Annotated in this window: 17 protein-coding genes; 5 read left to right on the forward strand and 12 right to left on the reverse strand. The window is 71.5% G+C overall.

The genetic code is table 11. The features are described 5' to 3' along the window. Positions 1-15 precede the first annotated feature (15 nt). The 3 genes from rsmD to OG521_11090 all read right to left on the reverse strand — a co-directional run bounded on the left by rsmD (position 16) and on the right by OG521_11090 (position 4,627). A complete protein-coding gene (rsmD, locus tag OG521_11080; GenBank protein WUW21299.1) occupies positions 16-600 on the reverse strand; it encodes a 16S rRNA (guanine(966)-N(2))-methyltransferase RsmD in 585 nt (194 codons plus the stop codon). A 124-nt stretch (positions 601-724) separates the two neighbouring features. Beyond that, positions 725-2,941: an ATP-dependent DNA helicase RecG gene (recG, locus tag OG521_11085; protein WUW21300.1), complete on the reverse strand. Its 2,217-nt coding sequence runs from the start codon at positions 2,939-2,941 to the stop codon at positions 725-727. A gap of 63 nt (positions 2,942-3,004) precedes the next feature. Next, the gene (locus OG521_11090) at positions 3,005-4,627 is read right to left on the reverse strand and encodes a DAK2 domain-containing protein (protein WUW21301.1); all 1,623 of its coding nucleotides are present in this window, start codon (positions 4,625-4,627) and stop codon (positions 3,005-3,007) included. A gap of 257 nt (positions 4,628-4,884) precedes the next feature. On the opposite strand from OG521_11090, the gene rpmB reads away from it, so the two are divergent. After that, positions 4,885-5,070, forward strand: coding sequence for a 50S ribosomal protein L28 (rpmB, locus tag OG521_11095; protein WUW21302.1), 186 nt, complete (start codon positions 4,885-4,887; stop codon positions 5,068-5,070). A gap of 96 nt (positions 5,071-5,166) precedes the next feature. Here the strand turns inward: rpmB and thiD are convergent, their stop codons facing one another. Together thiD and OG521_11105 are read right to left on the reverse strand one after the other, a co-directional pair. After that, on the reverse strand, positions 5,167-5,976 hold the full coding sequence (thiD, locus tag OG521_11100) for a bifunctional hydroxymethylpyrimidine kinase/phosphomethylpyrimidine kinase (protein ID WUW21303.1): 810 nt from the start codon (positions 5,974-5,976) through the stop codon (positions 5,167-5,169). Between the two features lie 10 nt (positions 5,977-5,986). Next, positions 5,987-6,958, reverse strand: a complete 972-nt coding sequence (locus OG521_11105) for a thiamine-phosphate kinase (GenBank protein WUW21304.1) — start codon at positions 6,956-6,958, stop codon at positions 5,987-5,989. A 308-nt stretch (positions 6,959-7,266) separates the two neighbouring features. On the opposite strand from OG521_11105, the gene OG521_11110 reads away from it, so the two are divergent. Together OG521_11110 and OG521_11115 are read left to right on the forward strand one after the other, a co-directional pair. After that, complete coding sequence (locus tag OG521_11110) at positions 7,267-7,500, forward strand: Lrp/AsnC ligand binding domain-containing protein (protein ID WUW21305.1); 234 nt, start codon at positions 7,267-7,269, stop codon at positions 7,498-7,500. Positions 7,501-7,520: 20 nt separating this feature from the next. Then, positions 7,521-8,009 carry a DUF3515 domain-containing protein gene (locus OG521_11115; GenBank protein WUW21306.1) on the forward strand — a complete coding sequence of 163 codons (489 nt, stop codon included), beginning with the start codon at positions 7,521-7,523 and terminating at the stop codon, positions 8,007-8,009. Positions 8,010-8,058: 49 nt separating this feature from the next. Here OG521_11115 and OG521_11120 read toward each other — a convergent pair whose 3' ends face one another. The 3 genes from OG521_11120 to OG521_11130 form a co-directional block, all read right to left on the reverse strand. Continuing rightward, a complete protein-coding gene (locus tag OG521_11120) occupies positions 8,059-9,216 on the reverse strand; it encodes a D-alanine--D-alanine ligase (protein ID WUW21307.1) in 1,158 nt (385 codons plus the stop codon). A gap of 69 nt (positions 9,217-9,285) precedes the next feature. Further along, the gene (locus tag OG521_11125; GenBank protein ID WUW21308.1) at positions 9,286-10,296 is read right to left on the reverse strand and encodes an NAD(P)-dependent glycerol-3-phosphate dehydrogenase; all 1,011 of its coding nucleotides are present in this window, start codon (positions 10,294-10,296) and stop codon (positions 9,286-9,288) included. Continuing rightward, positions 10,293-11,048 (reverse strand): 1-acyl-sn-glycerol-3-phosphate acyltransferase, encoded by a 756-nt coding sequence (locus OG521_11130; protein WUW21309.1) that lies wholly within the window; start codon positions 11,046-11,048, stop codon positions 10,293-10,295. The genes OG521_11125 and OG521_11130 overlap by 4 nt, the downstream gene beginning before the upstream one ends. A gap of 160 nt (positions 11,049-11,208) precedes the next feature. Here OG521_11130 and cofC point away from each other — a divergent pair, with 160 nt between their 5' ends. Together cofC and OG521_11140 are read left to right on the forward strand one after the other, a co-directional pair. Then, positions 11,209-11,892 carry a 2-phospho-L-lactate guanylyltransferase gene (cofC, locus tag OG521_11135; GenBank protein ID WUW21310.1) on the forward strand — a complete coding sequence of 228 codons (684 nt, stop codon included), beginning with the start codon at positions 11,209-11,211 and terminating at the stop codon, positions 11,890-11,892. 10 nt (positions 11,893-11,902) lie between these two features. Continuing rightward, on the forward strand, positions 11,903-12,106 hold the full coding sequence (locus OG521_11140; GenBank protein WUW21311.1) for a hypothetical protein: 204 nt from the start codon (positions 11,903-11,905) through the stop codon (positions 12,104-12,106). 141 nt (positions 12,107-12,247) lie between these two features. Here OG521_11140 and OG521_11145 read toward each other — a convergent pair whose 3' ends face one another. The 4 genes from OG521_11145 to leuC form a co-directional block, all read right to left on the reverse strand. Then, on the reverse strand, positions 12,248-12,919 hold the full coding sequence (locus tag OG521_11145) for an HU family DNA-binding protein (protein ID WUW21312.1): 672 nt from the start codon (positions 12,917-12,919) through the stop codon (positions 12,248-12,250). A 143-nt stretch (positions 12,920-13,062) separates the two neighbouring features. After that, positions 13,063-13,290: a hypothetical protein gene (locus OG521_11150; protein WUW21313.1), complete on the reverse strand. Its 228-nt coding sequence runs from the start codon at positions 13,288-13,290 to the stop codon at positions 13,063-13,065. A 104-nt stretch (positions 13,291-13,394) separates the two neighbouring features. After that, entirely contained in the window at positions 13,395-13,988 is a 594-nt protein-coding gene (gene leuD, locus OG521_11155) for a 3-isopropylmalate dehydratase small subunit (protein WUW21314.1), read from the reverse strand. Between the two features lie 5 nt (positions 13,989-13,993). After that, the gene (gene leuC / locus OG521_11160; GenBank protein ID WUW21315.1) at positions 13,994-15,418 is read right to left on the reverse strand and encodes a 3-isopropylmalate dehydratase large subunit; all 1,425 of its coding nucleotides are present in this window, start codon (positions 15,416-15,418) and stop codon (positions 13,994-13,996) included. Positions 15,419-15,512: the final 94 nt, after the last annotated feature.

Genomic DNA, 15,512 nt, shown 5'->3' on the forward strand with positions numbered 1-15,512 from the left:
CGCTCTCCGGTCCGGTCATCGTGCGTCTTCGCACGTAGCGGCGGCGCGACCGTACCAAAGCGTTCCCTCGCCGTAGCGACGGGCCCGCAATGGCTCGAAACCCTTGGGCCAGCTGAATTCTCCGCCTCTGGTGCTGCGTTCCACCGTGACGAGCGCATCGCCCGTGAGCCACCCCTGGGTACGGAGTGTGAGCAGGATCTCGCCAAGATCGTCGTCGGTGACGGCGTACGGCGGGTCCAGGAAGACCACGTCGTACGGATCCTCGGGCGCCGGTCCTGTCACGATCTGCTCCGCTTTGCCGGCCCGGACCTCGGCGCCGGGCAGGCCCAGGGTCCGGACGTTGTCCCGGACGGTGCGGACGGCCTTCGCGTCGGCCTCGACGAGCAGGGCGTGGACCGCGCCGCGGGAGAGCGCCTCGAGGCCGACGGCCCCGGAGCCCGCGTACAGGTCGGCGATCCGGATGCCGTCGAGGGTGCCCAGGAGCGCCTGCCAGGTGGAGAACAGGCCCTCGCGCGCGCGGTCGGAGGTGGGGCGGGTGCCGGTGCCGGGCGGGACGGCCAGGCGGCGTCCGCCGGCCGAGCCGGCGATCACGCGGGTCATGGGTGTCTGGTCCTCGGGTCGGGGCGGCGCGCAGGGTGCTGCGGGCGCCGTGCCTCCCACGATATGGCGTCGGGGCGGCCGGGGCGCCCGCGGCGGTCCCCCGCCGTCTCCCGTGCCCCGCGGGTCATCCCTTGTCGAGGTACTCCTCGCGGTCCTTGTCGAGCAGGGCGTCCAGGGCGATGCGCAGCTCGGGCAGGTGCTCCAGGTCCGGGTCGGCGGCCACCACCGTGACGGCCTCCTCGCGGGCGGCGGCGATGACCTCCTCGTCGTCGATGACGCTCAGCACCCGGAGCGAGGAGCGGACGCCGGACTGGGCCTGGCCGAGGACATCGCCCTCGCGGCGCTGTTCGAGGTCGATCCGGGACAGCTCGAAGCCGTCGAGGGTGGCGGCGACGGCGGAGAGCCGGGCGCGGGCGGGGCTCGCCTCGTGGGCCTCGCTGACCAGCAGGCAGAGTCCGGGCGCGGCGCCGCGGCCCACCCGGCCGCGGAGCTGGTGGAGCTGGGAGACGCCGAACCGGTCGGCGTCCATGATCACCATCGCGGTGGCGTTGGGGACGTTGACCCCGACCTCGATGACGGTGGTGGCCACCAGGACGTCCACCTGGCCCGCGGCGAAGCGGCGCATCACGTCGTCCTTGTCGTCGGGGTGCATCCTGCCGTGCAGCACCTCGATGCGGAGTCCCGCGAGCGGCCCCTTGGCGAGCTGCTCGGCGATCTCCAGGACGGCGAGCGGCGGGCGCTTGTCCCCCTCCTCGTCGGCGGCCTTCTTCTTCCCGCTCCCCTTCTTCTTCGCGTCGTCCTCGTCGTCACCGATGCGGGGGCAGACCACGTACGCCTGGTGGCCGTTCTCCACTTCCTCGCGGACCCGTTCCCAGGCGCGGCTGAGGAAGTGGGGCTTGTCCTTGGCGGGGACGACATGGCTGGCGATCGGCGAACGGCCGGCCGGCAGCTGGTCCAGGACGGAGGTCTCCAGGTCGCCGAAGACGGTCATGGCGACCGTGCGCGGGATGGGGGTGGCGGTCATGACGAGGAGGTGCGGCGGCTGCTTCCCCTTGGAGCGCAGGGCGTCGCGCTGTTCCACGCCGAAGCGGTGCTGTTCGTCGACGACGACGAGTCCCAGGTCGTGGAACTGCACCTTGTCCTCGATCAGGGCGTGCGTCCCGATGACGATCCCGGCCTCGCCTGTGACCAGGTCGAGCAGCGCCTGACGGCGGCCGGCCATACCCATGGAGCCGGTCAGCACGACGACCTTCGTGCCCTGGTCGGAGCCACCGAGCATGCCTCCCTCCGCGAGCTCGCCCATCATCTCGGTGATGGACCGGTGGTGCTGCTGGGCGAGGACCTCGGTGGGCGCGAGCATGGCGGCCTGCCCGCCCGCGTCGACGACGGCGAGCATCGCGCGCAGAGCGACCATGGTCTTGCCCGAGCCGACCTCGCCCTGGAGCAGCCGGTGCATCGGGTGCTCGGTGGCCAGGTCGTCGAAGATCTCCTTGGAGACCTTGAGCTGGCCGTCGGTGAGGGTGAAGGGCAGCTTGGCGTCGAAGGCGTCCAGCAGCCCGCCGGGGACGGGCCGCCGCGCCACCGCGGGGAGCTGGGTGTCCGCGTACCGGCGGCGGGCCAGGGCGACCTGGAGGACGAAGGCCTCGTCCCACTTCAGCCGGTCCCTGGCCGCCGCGACATCGGCCTTGGTCTGTGGCCGGTGGATCTTCAGCAGCGCCTCGGGGAGCGAGGTGAACCCCCGGCCCTCGCGCAGCGCGGCCGGCAGCGGATCGACGGCCTCCTGGGCGCTCGGCAGCACCGTGTCGACCGCCTTGGCGATCCGCCAGGAGTCGAGCTGCTTGCAGGCCGGGTAGATCGGGAGCAGCTTGCCGGCGAACGCGTCCACGGCCTCGGTCGCCCCGGCCTCGTCGTCGGCCCCGGCGTCGAGCAGCTGGTACGTGGGGTGGGCGAGCTGCATCTTCCGGTTGAAGACGGAGACCTTGCCGGCGAACATGGCGCGCCGGCCCGGCAGCAGCTCCTTGTGCGGCTTGTGCACGCCGTGGCCGAAGAAGACCAGCTGGAGGCGGCCGTGGCCGTCGCCGAGGGTCACTTCGAGGCGCTTGCCCCGGCCGCCGTTGAACATCATCACGCGGGCGTCCTCGACCTGGGCGACGACCGTCACGTGCTCGTCCAGCGGGAGGTCGGTCAGTGCCGTGAGACGGCCGCGCTCCTCGTACCGCCGCGGGTAGTGATGGAGGAGATCACCGACGGTGTGCAGGTCGAGGTGCTCGGCCATCACCTTCGCGGTGGGGCCGCCGAGCAGCTTCTTGAGGGGTTCGTCGAACGCAGACACGCGGTCCATTGCACACCACGGCACTGACAGTTGTCCGGCGGGCGCCACCGGAGCGCCCGAAGTCCGCGGGCGCTACTCCACCCCGATGAGCAGCGGAGCGCACTGGTGGCCGCCGCGGTACACCACCGTGTCCACGGCCAGGTAGCCCTCGCGGACGTGTTCCTCCAGGGCGTCGGCGAGGGTGTCCGGGACGTCCTCGCCGAGGACCAGCGTGACCAGTTCGCCGCCCGCCGAGAGCATGCGGTCCAGCACCTTGCGGGCGGTCTCGGGGACGTCCTCGCCGATGACGGCCACATCGCCGTCGATCAGGCCCAGGATGTCGCCGGCCTGGCAGATGCCCGCCATGGTCCAGGACTGCCGTTCGGCGACGGCCAGTTCGGCGTACCGGGTGGCGCCGGCCGCCGCGGTCATCGCGACCACGTCCTCGTCGAAGCTGCGGTCCGGTTCGTGTACGGCCAGGGCGGCTATGCCCTGGACGGCGGCGCGGGTCGGGATCAGGGCGACCCGGACGCCCTCGGTCCTGGCCTGCTCGGCGGCGGCCGCGGCGGTGTGGCGCAGGTCCCCGTCGTTGGGCAGGAGCACCACCTCGCGGGCGTGGGCGCGGCGGATCGCGTCGACGAGTTCGCCGCTGGCGGGCGGCTCCCCGGGCCGCGCGAGCACGGTCGTCGCGCCGGCCTCCGTGCACAGGCCGCCGAGGCCGTCGCCCGGGACGACCACGACGACGGCGCGCTGGGCGGGTTCGGGGCGGGCGTGGAGCCGGTCAGCGGCGAAGTGGGTGATGCGGATGCGGTACGGCCGTCCGGCCTCGACCCCGGCCTCCACCGCCGCTCCCGCGTCGTCGACGTGCACATGGACGTTCCACAGCCCGTCGCCGCCGACCACCACGAGGGAGTCGCCCAGGGTGTCGAGGCGGGCCCGCAGCCGTTCGACGGCCGGGTCCTCGGCCTCCAGCAGGTAGATGACCTCGAAGGCCGGACCGTCCTGGGGGGCGTCGGACGCGGGGCAGTCCACGACGGCGGACGGGGCGGCGGACGGTGCGGGCGCGCGTTCCGGGGCCCGGCCCGAGACGGCCTCGACCAGGGCGCCGAGCACGGCCACCAGTCCCTGTCCGCCGGCGTCGACGACTCCGGCCCGGCCGAGGACGGCGAGCTGTCCCGGGGTCGCGTCCAGGGCCGTCCGCGCCCCCTCGTACGCCGCCCGTACCACCGTGGACGCTCCGGCGCCCTCCGCCACCCGTCCGGCGGCTGCGGCGGCCTCGGCGGCCACCGTGAGGACGGTGCCCTCCACCGGACGGGCGACCGCCTCACGGGCCGATGCCGCGGCGAAGGCCAGGGCCGGGGCCAGCCGGCCGGGGCCGGCTCCCTCCGCCAGCACCCCGGCCATGCCGCGCAGCAGCTGGGCCAGGATCGTGCCGGAGTTGCCGCGGGCCCCGATGAGCGCGCCGTGCGCCATGGCGCGTACCGCGTCGGCGGTGGAGGGCGCGGAGGTGCCGGTCTCATGGGCGGCGAAGACGGCTTCGACGGCCGCGGCCGCGGATTCCACGGTCAGGTAGAGATTGGTCCCGGTGTCGCCGTCGGCGACGGGGTACACGTTGATCGCGTCGATGGCCTCGCGCTCCCGGCCCAGTGCGTCCAGCGCCAGTGAGCACCAGGTACGCACCGCGACGGCGTCCAGGTCGTCGGCGGTCTGCGGCACCTGATGGTCCTCCTCGAAACGCGTACCGGGGCGGCGGGCTGCCCCGCAGAGTAGCCCCGGCCGGCCGGTGGGACGGGCCCCGGGGCGGGGCGGGCGGCTGTGGAACCCATGGTAGTTTCGTATCTCCGACGCAGCCGTTGTATGCTGCTTCGGTTGCCCGACGAGAGTCGGGACATTCCCCCGGTACCGCCACTTCAGTCAATGATTCCGGCGTGCCGGAATTCACTGTAAGTGCATCTGAAGTTTTGGAGTGACCCGTGGCTGCCAACTGCGACGTTTGCGGCAAGGGGCCGAGCTTCGGCAACAGCATTTCGCACTCGCACCGCCGTACGTCCCGTCGCTGGAATCCCAACATCCAGCGCGTGCGTGCCGTGGTCGGGCGGACGCCGAAGCGGCTCAACGTCTGCACCTCGTGCATCAAGGCCGGCAAGGTCGCGCGCTGACGTTCCCGTCGTAGCGCAGCCTTACCGGTTGCCCAAAAAGCCGGTCCACCTCGGTGGACCGGCTTTTTGCTGTGCCCGGACAGGGCGCCGGGCGGCTCAGCGGGCGTCCCGCAGCCGCCACCCGTGGTCGACCGGGCCGATCCCCGCGCCCAGCGCGAAGCCGGCCGCGATGGCCCCGGTGACGTAGGTCTTCGCGGCCCGGACCGCCGTGGGCACGTCCTGGCCCAGCGCCAGTCCGCAGGCGATCGCCGAGGCCAGGGTGCAGCCCGTGCCGTGCGTGTGGCGGTTGTCGTGGCGGGGGGCGCGCAGCCAGTGTTCCTCGGTGCCGTCCGTCAGCAGGTCGACGGGTTCGCCCGGCAGGTGCCCGCCCTTGACGACGACCCAGCGGGGTCCGAAGCCGAGCAGTTCGGCCGCAGCCCGGCGCATTCCGGTCTCGTCGGTGACGGTGATGCCGGTGAGCTGCGCCACTTCGTCGAGGTTCGGGGTCGCCACGGTCGCGACGGGCAGCAGCTTCGTACGGACCGAGTCGAGCGCCTCGGCGGCCAGCAGTGGGTCTCCGTGCTTGGAGACGCCGACCGGGTCGACGACGACGGGGGCGTCCGTCCCGGCGAGGAGCGCGGCAACGGTCTCGACGAGCAGCGCGGACGACAGCATGCCGGTCTTGACGGCGCTCACGCCGATGTCGTCGACGACGCTGCGGTACTGGGCGCGCACGGCCTCGGCGGGCAGTTCCCAGGCACCCTGCACGCCCAGCGAGTTCTGGGCGGTCACGGCGGTCAGCACGCTCATGCCGTGAGTGCCGAGGGCCAGCATCGTCTTCAGGTCGGCCTGGATGCCCGCACCGCCGCCGGAATCGGATCCGGCGACGGTGAGCACTCGGGGCGGTACGGCGGAAGGTATGGGCATACGCCGCAATCTACTGGGCGTCCTCGATGTCGCCGAAGTGGTCCCACCCGCTCTTGGCGGTCCAGGGCGCCCCGTCGACCGTCACCTGGGGCAGCGCCGAGGGGTTGAGGACCTCGCCGATCACCTTCCAGCGGGCCGGCAGCTTCACGTCGGGCGGGAACGTCGCGACGATCGCGTGGTCCTCGCCCCCGGTGAGCACCCACTGCAGCGGGTCCACGCCGACGGCCTGCCCGATGTCGGACATCTGGGAGGGGATGTCGATGAGCCCGGAGCGCAGGTCGATCCGGACCTTGCTGGCCTCGGCGATGTGGCCGAGGTCGGCGACGAGCCCGTCGCTGACGTCGGTCATCGCGGTGGCGCCGAGACCGGCCGCCGCGGGGCCCGCGTGGTACGGCGGTTCGGGACGCCGGTGGGCCTCGACGAAGGCGCGCGGCGAGCGGAAGCCCCGGGAGAGGACGGCGTACCCGGCGGCGGACCAGCCGAGCCAGCCGGTGACGGCGACGACGTCGCCGGGCTGGGCGCCCGCCCTGGTGACGGGTTCGTGGTTGCGCAGATCGCCGAGCGCGGTGATCGCGACGGTGATGGTGTCGCCGCGCACGACGTCGCCGCCGACGACGGCCGCCCCCGCGACCTGGCACTCGTCACGGATGCCGTCCATCAGTTCCCCGGCCCAGGTGACCGGGAGTTCGGCGGGGACGACGAGGCCGAGGAGCAGCGCGGTGGGCACGGCGCCCATGGCGGCGATGTCGGCGAGGTTCTGCGCGGCTGCCTTGCGGCCGACGTCGTACGCCGTCGACCAGTCACGCCGGAAGTGCCGCCCCTCCAGCAGGATGTCCGTGCTGGCCACGACCCTGCGGTCGGGGGCGGTCACGACCGCGGCGTCGTCGCCGGGCCCCAGCCGTACCGCCGGAGTGGTGGTGAGCCGGGACGTCAGTTCCCTGATGAGCCCGAACTCCCCCAACTCGCCCACGGTTCCCTTCACCGAGTCTCACCTCTCATCTATGGGGCCGGACGGGCGTCCGGCCTGCTTCAGCGGCCGGGCGCCCGGACCGTGCGCCGCCCTGGTGGTCACGGGCACGCCCGCACCGCCTGTCCCCCGTCCGCGCCACCGAGCTTGCGGTCGCGGGCCGTCACTGCTGTCGGTACTGTCAAGAGATACGTCAACTTGTGCGTTCTGTACGCCACGCTGTGGGCGTCATCCGGCCCACAGGTCTCCCCGCGGCCCGCGGCAACGCGATACCGTGGCGTCCCTTTCCCCCACATGATCCTCGTGGCCGCCCTGGAGGTTCCGTGGTACAGGCGTACATCCTTATTCAGACCGAGGTGGGCAAGGCGTCGACCGTCGCCGAGACCATCGCCAAGATTCCGGGAGTGATCCAGGCAGAGGACGTCACCGGTCCCTACGACGTGATCGTGCGTGCTCAGGCCGACACGGTCGACGAGCTCGGACGCATGGTGGTCGCCAAGGTCCAGCAAGTGGACGGCATCACCCGAACCCTGACCTGCCCGGTCGTTCACCTGTAGCCCCCGTCTACGCTGGGCCGGTGACGTCTTCCCGCCGCCGGCTCCCCCACCCCGTGCTCCTCGGTCCGTCCGCAGCCCTGGTGCTCATGGCCGCGGCGGGCTGCACCTCCACGGACGCGTCGGCATCGGTCACGGTGCCCACTCCGTCCTCGGAAGCCGCAGCCTACTGCCGTGCGTTGCACAGGGAACTGCCGAGTTCCGTCGCCGGTCTGGAGCGCGGTGATCCCGCGCCCCGTTCGGACCTGACCGCCGGGTGGGGTGACGGGGCGATCGTACTGCGCTGCGGTGTTCCGCGCCCCGCGAAGATGGACGACTCCCAGGCGAAGGCCGCCGAGGCGAACGGCGTCAACTGGATGCTGGAGCAGCGGGACGGCGACGGGCCGCGCTTCACGACGACCCTGCGCAAGGCGTATGTCGAGGTCACGCTCTCGAAGGCGTACGAGCACGACGCGACCCCGCTGGCGGCGTTCGCCCCGGCGGTGAAGAAGACGGTTCCCAGCAGCCTGTAGGCGTGCGCTCCGGTGCGGAGCGCACGCCCTCGGCCGCGTCGGCGGGGTGTCAGCGCAGACCGGTCGGCCGGTCGAGCGCCGCCTGGATCAGCCGGTCCACCAACTGCTGGTAGCTGACGCCGCTCTCCTGCCACATCCGCGGGTACATGGAGATCGGGGTGAAGCCCGGCAGGGTGTTGATCTCGTTGATGACGAAGCCGCCGTCCTCCGTGAGGAAGAAGTCGGCGCGCACCAGGCCCTCGCAGGAGGCGGCCTCGAAGGCGTCGACCGCGAGCCGCTGGACCTCGGCGGTCTGCTCGTCGGTGAGCGGCGCGGGCACGATCCCGGACGCCGCGTCGATGTACTTGGCCTCGAAGTCGTAGAAGTCGTGCGAGGTGACCGGCGGGATCTCGGCCGGCACGCTGGCACGCGGTCCGTCCTCGAACTCCAGTACCCCGCACTCGATCTCGCGGCCCCGCAGCAGTGACTCCACGAGGAACTTGGGGTCGTGGCGGCGGGCCTCCTCGATCGCCTCGTCGAGTCCGGCGGGGTCCTCGACCTTGGTGATGCCGATGGACGAGCCGGCCCGGGCGGGCTTGACGAAGAGCGGCCAGCCGTGGTCTCCGGCGAAGTCCACGATCCGCTTGCGGGCGCCCTGCGGGTCGTTGTCCCACTCGCGGGGGCGCACGACGACGTACGGGCCGACCGGGAGTCCGAAGGAGGTGAAGACCCGCTTCATGTACTCCTTGTCCTGGCCGACCGCCGAGGCGAGCACACCGGCGCCGACGTACGGCACACCGGAGAGCTCCAGGAGGCCCTGGAGCGTGCCGTCCTCACCGTAGGGGCCGTGCAGGACGGGGAAGACGACGTCGACGTCGCCGAGCACCTTGGGGACCGATCCGGGCTCGCTGTAGACCACTTCACGGCTGCCGGGATCGACGGACAGCACCACGCCGCCCTCGTCGGACTCGGCCAGCTGCGCCACGTCCGGCATCTTCCGGTCCGTGATGGCCATGCGTTCGGGTGCGTCGGCGGTGAGCGCCCAGCGGCCGTCCGTCGTGATGCCGATCGGCAGGACGTCGTACTTCGTCCGGTCGATCGCGTTCAGGACCGCACCGGCCGTGACCACCGAAATGCCGTGTTCGGAGCTGCGGCCGCCGAACACGACGGCCACACGCGGCTTGCGGAGCTGCTGCTCCGTGCTCTGGGGGAGGTTCTCGCTGCTCATATCGCGATGAGCGTACCTGCTGGTACGGGTGACGTCAGCGCGGCCGGGGCCGCCCGGGGCCGAACGGGGTCAGTGCCGCTCGGCCTTGGCGCTGCGCGACATGAGCTCCTTGAGCGCGACCATCGGCGGCTTGCCCTCGTGAACGATGCCGACGACCGTCTCGGTGAGGGGCATGTCGACGCCGTGCCGGCGGGCCAGGTCGAGCACCGACTCGCACGACTTGACGCCCTCGGCGGTCTGCTTGGTGACCGCGATGGTCTCCTGGAGCGTCATGCCGCGGCCGAGGTTGGTGCCGAAGGTGTGGTTGCGCGAGAGCGGCGACGAGCAGGTCGCCACCAGGTCGCCGAGACCGGCGAGTCCGGAGAAGGTCAGCGGGTCCGCGCCCATGGCGACGCCCAGCCGGATGGTCTCGGCGAGGCCCCGGGTGATGAGCGAGCCCTTGGTGTTGTCGCCGAGTCCCATGCCGTCGGCGATGCCCACGGCCAGCCCGATGACGTTCTTGACGGCGCCGCCGAGTTCGCAGCCGACCACGTCGGTGCTGGTGTACGGGCGGAAGTAGGGGGTGTGGCAGGCGGCCTGGAGGCGGCGCGCGACGGCCTCGTCCCGGCAGGCGACGACGGCCGCGGCGGGGCGGCGTTCGGCGATCTCCTTGGCGAGGTTGGGCCCGGTGACGACGGCGATGCGGTCGGCGGAGACCGAGGTGGCGTCCTCGATGACCTCGCTCATCCGCTTCGCGGTACCGAGTTCGACGCCCTTCATGAGCGAGACCAGCACCGTCTGCGGCTCCAGGTGCGGGGCCCAGTCGGCGAGGTTGGCGCGCAGGGTCTGCGACGGTACGACGAGCACCGCGAAGTCGGCGCCGCGCAGGGCGTCGGCGGCGTCCGTGGTGGCCCGGACCGATGCGGGGAGCTCGATGCCCGGCAGGTAGCCGGGGTTGGTCCGGGTGGTGTTGATGGCCTCGGTGACCTCGGCCCGGCGCCCCCAGAGGGTGACCTCGCAGCCCGCGTCGGCGAGGACCATGGCGAAGGCCGTACCCCAGGAGCCGGTTCCGAAGACGGCTGCCTTCACGGGGTGTGTCACTTGGGTCCCTCTCCTTCGGCAGCCTTGCGCCGTTGTTCGGCACGGGCCTTGCGGTGGTCGTAGAGCTCGGCGGGCGCCTTCTCGCCGCGCACCTCCTCCAGCTGCGCGGTGACCGCGAGCATGATGACCTCGGTCGCCTCGCGCAGCACCTCGGGCGTCGGCTCCCGGTCGTAGAAGCGGGTGAGGTCGACCGGCGGTCCTGCCTGGACCTGGAGGGTCTTGCGGGGGAAGAGCCGTACCTTCTTCTCCGTGGCGTAGGGCGGCACCGCCAGGTTGGCGCCCCACTGGGCGACGGGGATGACGGGAGCGCGGGTCATCAACGCGACGCGGGCGGCACCGGTCTTGCCGGCCATCGGCCACATCGCGGGGTCGCGGGTGAGCGTGCCCTCCGGGTAGAAGGCCACGCACTCGCCGCGCTCGATGGCGTCGACGGCGGCCCGGAAGGCGTCCAGCGCGTTGGTGGTCTCGCGGTACACGGGGATCTGGCCGGTGCCGCGCAGCATCATGCCGACGAAGGGGGTCTTGAAGAGTCCCGCCTTGGCCAGGAGCCGCGGCACCCGTCCGGTGTTGTACTGGAAGTGCCCGTACGAAAGCGGGTCCAGATACGAGTTGTGATTGACCGCGGTGATGAATCCGCCGTCGGCCGGAATGTGTTCCATTCCCCGCCAGTCGCGCTTGAACAGAACCACCAGCGGCGGTTTTGCGATGACCGCCGCCAGGCGGTACCAGAAGCCGATTCTGCGGCGGGACACTCGGACACCTTCCTCTAGGACCTGACTGCGGAGCCGACTGCTGACTGACTACCGACGGTCAAGTCTCGCCCCAGGCCCCTGCTCTGTCGAGAACACCGTACGCCTCGCCTTCGGGACCGACCCTCCGGGTTGTCGCACCGGCAGGCGAGAATAGGCGGCCATGCGCATCGAGGGGGAGACCGCCACGAACACCGACCCGACCGGCCCCTGGTCGCTGGTCGTCCCGTTGAAGCCCCTGGCGCGGGCCAAGAGCAGGCTGATGCCCGCGTCGGGCGCCCTGCTGCGGCCCCGGCTGGCCCTGGCGTTCGCCCGGGACACCGTGTCCGCCGCACTGGCCTGCCCGGAGGTGGCCGGTGTGGTGGTCGTCACGGACGACACGGCGGCCGGTGCCGCACTGGCGGCGCTCGGGGCCCGGGTCGTGGCCGACGCCCCGGCCGCCGGGCTCAACGCGGCCCTCGCCCACGGTGAGCATGCCGTGCGGTCGGTCCGGCCCCGGGCCGCCGTCGCCGCGCTCAACGCCGACCTGCCCGCGCTGCGTCCGGCGGAATTGTCCCGCGTACTCGAATTTTCTGCCGCTTTTCCGCGGGCTTTTGTGGCCGACGCCGCGGGAATCGGAACAACATTTCTGTCCGCTGGGCCGGGAGTGGAATTGCGGCCCGCTTTCGGCGGTCCGTCCAGGGCCCGGCATCTCGCTTCGGGCGCGGCGGAGATCACCCTGTCCGGTATCGATTCGGTGCGCCGGGACGTGGACACCGGAGCGGACCTGCGGGCGGCGCTGGCCCTGGGCGTGGGCCCGTACACGGCGGGGCGCTGGGCCGCGGGCGTCCCCGCGATGGACCGATAGGCTGCCGTTCATGCAGGCGACCTCGTACACGTACGACCCCGAGACCCGGACCGGCAGCGTGCTGCTCGACGACGGCACCCCGGTGGACTTCGACGCCCCGGCCTTCGACGCCGGCGGGCTGCGGCTGCTGCGTCCGGGGCAACGGGTGCGGATCGAGGGCGAGGGCGAGGGCGGCGGACTGCGCATCACCCTGGTGACGCTGCAGACCTTCTGAACCCGGCGGCCGCCGACCCGGAACGGCCCCGCAAGCCCTCCCCGGGACAGCCCGGCCGCCACTCCCCCGGACAGCCCGCGGGCCGGGCTCCCCCGAGGGGAGCCCGGCCCGGCGCGTGTGAGGAGCCTGTGCGGCCCGGTCTCACTTCTTGCGTGCAGTGGCCTTCTTGGCCGTGGTCTTGCGCGCCGTGGTCTTCTTCGCGGGCGCCTTCTTCGCCGTGGTCTTCTTGGCGGGCGCGGTCTTGCTGGCGACGGCCTTCTTGGCGGTCGTCGTCTTCTTCGCCGCGGGGGTCGCCTTCTTCGCGGCCGCCGTGGTCTTCTTCGCCGCCGCGGACGTCTTCTTCGCGGTGGTCTTCTTGGCGGTGGCGGTGGTCTTCTTCGCCGCTGCCACGGTCTTCTTGGCGGTGGCCTTCTTCGCCACGGCCTTCTTCGCGGTGGCCTTCTTGGCGGCGGCCTTGGCCGTCGTCCGGGTGGAAGAACCTCCCGAGAGGCTGCCCTTGGGGGCCTTCTTCACGGCCACGTCGTTCTTGGGGAGCTTCTTCGAGCCGCTCACCAGGTCCTTGAAGCCCTGTCCCGCACGGAAGCGGGGCACCGAGGTCTTCTTGACCCGTACGCGCTCACCCGTCTGCGGGTTGCGGGCGTAACGGGCCGGGCGGTCGACCTTCTCGAACGAGCCGAAGCCGGTGACCGAAACCCGGTCACCTGCGACAACCGCACGAACGATCGCGTCGAGCACCGCATCGACGGCGTCCGCGGCCTGCTGACGGCCGCCGACCTTGTCGGCAATCGCTTCTACGAGCTGCGCCTTGTTCACGTCTTCCCCTTCGGAGACATTGCCAGAACGAAACTGTTCAGGCTTTTTCGCACGTTAGGCAGATATATACCGCAAATCAAACACGAAACGGGCTAATCACCCTAGTGCCGCAACGAAGTCGACCGCTGCGCAGTTCCGCAGAGTCAGTCACCTTCGGGGAATCGGCCCTCATCGAGGTCCTTCATCAACCGGTCCAGACGCCTTGCTGCATCTGGGAGATCGTGCTTCGCCGCGGCCGTGACGACCAACAGCTTCCGGTTCAGCGCCATCCGTACGCCCTCCGGGACTTGCAGTGCACGCACTTGTGAGTGCGCTTCCTTCAATCGGTCGGCGACTTGGCCGTAAAGCTTGAGTTGGCTGTCGCGTTCCATGCACCGATTGTGCCATCTGGGGCGAGTTGTCGCCCGACGGGGGCTCAACAAGCGACTGCGCCCCCTACCAGATGGCAGGGGGCGCAGTACTGGAAAAGCGCTGCTCAGGCGTTAATTGTACGGGGCTTGTGGGCCGGCCTGGCCGCCTCGTAGGCCGCGATGTCCGCTTCGTTCTGAAGGGTGAGGCTGATGTCGTCCAGACCGTTCAGCAGCCGCCAGCGGGCGTTCTCGTCGAGCTCGAAGTCGGCGGTGATGCCCTCGGCGAGGACCTGCCGCTTCTCCAGGTCGACGGTGACCTCGGCCGTGGGGTCGGCCTCGGTCAGGTCCCACAGCGCGTCGACGGTCTGCTGGTCCAGAACCACGGTCAGCAGACCGTTCTTCAGCGAGTTGCCGCGGAAGATGTCGGCGAACCGGGAGGAGATGACGGTCTTGAAGCCGTAGTTCTGCAGGGCCCAGACGGCGTGCTCGCGGGACGAGCCGGTGCCGAAGTCGGGGCCGGCCACCAGGACCGAGGCACCCTTGCGCTCCGGGCGGTTGAGGACGAATTTCTCGTCCTTGCGCCAGGCCTCGAAGAGCCCGTCCTCGAAGCCGTCCCGGGTGACCTTCTTCAGCCAGTGGGCGGGGATGATCTGGTCGGTGTCGACGTTGCTGCGGCGCAGCGGGACGGCCCGGCCGGTGTGTGCGGTGAAAGCTTCCATGATTCTCAGACTCCGGCGGGCGTGCGGTCGTCGGACAGGTCGGCCGGCGAGGCCAGATGGCCCAGCACGGCGGTGGCGGCGGCGACCTGCGGGGAGACCAGGTGCGTACGGCCGCCCTTGCCCTGCCGGCCCTCGAAGTTACGGTTCGAGGTCGAGGCGGAGCGCTCGCCGGGGGCCAGCTGGTCGGGGTTCATGCCGAGACACATCGAGCAGCCCGCGTGCCGCCATTCGGCGCCGGCGGCGGTGAAGACCTTGTCCAGGCCCTCCTCGACGGCCTGCAGGGCGACCCGGACGGAGCCCGGGACGACCAGCATCCGTACGCCGTCGGCGACTTTGCGGCCGTCCAGGATCGCGGCCGCGTTGCGCAGGTCCTCGATCCGGCCGTTGGTGCAGGAGCCTACGAAGACGGTGTCGACATTGATGTCGCGCAGCGGCTGGCCGGCGGTCAACCCCATGTACTCCAGGGCCTTTTCGGCGGCGTTGCGCTCCGAGGCGTCCTCGTACGAAGCAGGATCGGGGACGTTGGCCGACAGCGGCGCGCCCTGGCCGGGGTTGGTGCCCCAGGTGACGAACGGCGCCAGCTCGGCGGCCTCGATGACCACCTCGGCGTCGAAGACCGCGTCGTCGTCCGAGCGCAGGGTCTTCCAGTACGCCACGGCGGCGTCCCAGTCCGCGCCCTGCGGGGCGTGGTCGCGGCCCTGCAGGTAGTCGAAGGTGGCCTGGTCGGGGGCGATCATCCCGGCCCGCGCCCCGGCCTCGATCGACATGTTGCAGATGGTCATCCGGGCCTCCATCGAGAGCTTCTCGATGGCGGAGCCGCGGTATTCGAGGATGTAGCCCTGGCCGCCGCCGGTGCCGATCCGGGCGATGATCGCGAGGATCAGGTCCTTGGCGGTGACGCTGTCGGGCAGTTCGCCCTCGACGGTGATCGCCATCGTCTTCGGACGGGCCAGCGGCAGCGTCTGGGTGGCCAGCACGTGTTCGACCTGGCTGGTCCCGATGCCGAACGCGAGGGCGCCGAACGCGCCGTGCGTGGACGTGTGGGAGTCGCCGCAGACGACGGTGGTGCCCGGCTGGGTCAGCCCCAGCTGCGGGCCGACCACGTGCACGACGCCCTGCTCGACGTCACCCAGCGAGTGCAGCCGGACGCCGAACTCCGCGCAGTTCTTGCGCAGGGTCTCCAGCTGGGCGCGGGAGACCGGGTCGGCGATCGGCTTGTCGATGTCGAGGGTCGGGGTGTTGTGGTCCTCGGTGGCGATGGTGAGGTCGAGGCGCCGCACCGGGCGTCCGGCCTGCCGCAGACCGTCGAAGGCCTGCGGGCTGGTCACCTCGTGCAGCAGGTGCAGATCGATGAAGAGGAGGTCGGGCTCACCTTCGGCGCGCCGGACGACATGGTCGTCCCAAACCTTCTCCGCGAGTGTCCTACCCATCGCTTTCCCTCCGGCCGGCGTCTTCGCCGGCCCAACTAGAGATTCGGTGCGCCCCCGTCCGGACCCCCGTACGGGGCGGTGGCTACGGGCCGTT

Source organism: Streptomyces sp. NBC_01463 (assembly GCA_036227345.1).
Classification (GTDB): domain Bacteria; phylum Actinomycetota; class Actinomycetes; order Streptomycetales; family Streptomycetaceae; genus Streptomyces.

Excerpts from the sequence above, each read along its gene's own strand:
- rsmD (WUW21299.1), bottom strand. The coding sequence starts at position 600 with ATGACCCGCGTGATCGCCGGCTCGGCCGGCGGACGCCGCCTGGCCGTC.
- recG (WUW21300.1), bottom strand. The coding sequence starts at position 2,941 with ATGGACCGCGTGTCTGCGTTCGACGAACCCCTCAAGAAGCTGCTCGGC.
- thiD (WUW21303.1), bottom strand. The coding sequence starts at position 5,976 with ATGCCCATACCTTCCGCCGTACCGCCCCGAGTGCTCACCGTCGCCGGA.
- OG521_11120 (WUW21307.1), bottom strand. The coding sequence starts at position 9,216 with ATGAGCAGCGAGAACCTCCCCCAGAGCACGGAGCAGCAGCTCCGCAAG.
- cofC (WUW21310.1), top strand. The coding sequence starts at position 11,209 with ATGCGCATCGAGGGGGAGACCGCCACGAACACCGACCCGACCGGCCCC.
- OG521_11140 (WUW21311.1), top strand. The coding sequence starts at position 11,903 with ATGCAGGCGACCTCGTACACGTACGACCCCGAGACCCGGACCGGCAGC.
- OG521_11150 (WUW21313.1), bottom strand. The coding sequence starts at position 13,290 with ATGGAACGCGACAGCCAACTCAAGCTTTACGGCCAAGTCGCCGACCGA.
- leuD (WUW21314.1), bottom strand. The coding sequence starts at position 13,988 with ATGGAAGCTTTCACCGCACACACCGGCCGGGCCGTCCCGCTGCGCCGC.
- leuC (WUW21315.1), bottom strand. The coding sequence starts at position 15,418 with ATGGGTAGGACACTCGCGGAGAAGGTTTGGGACGACCATGTCGTCCGG.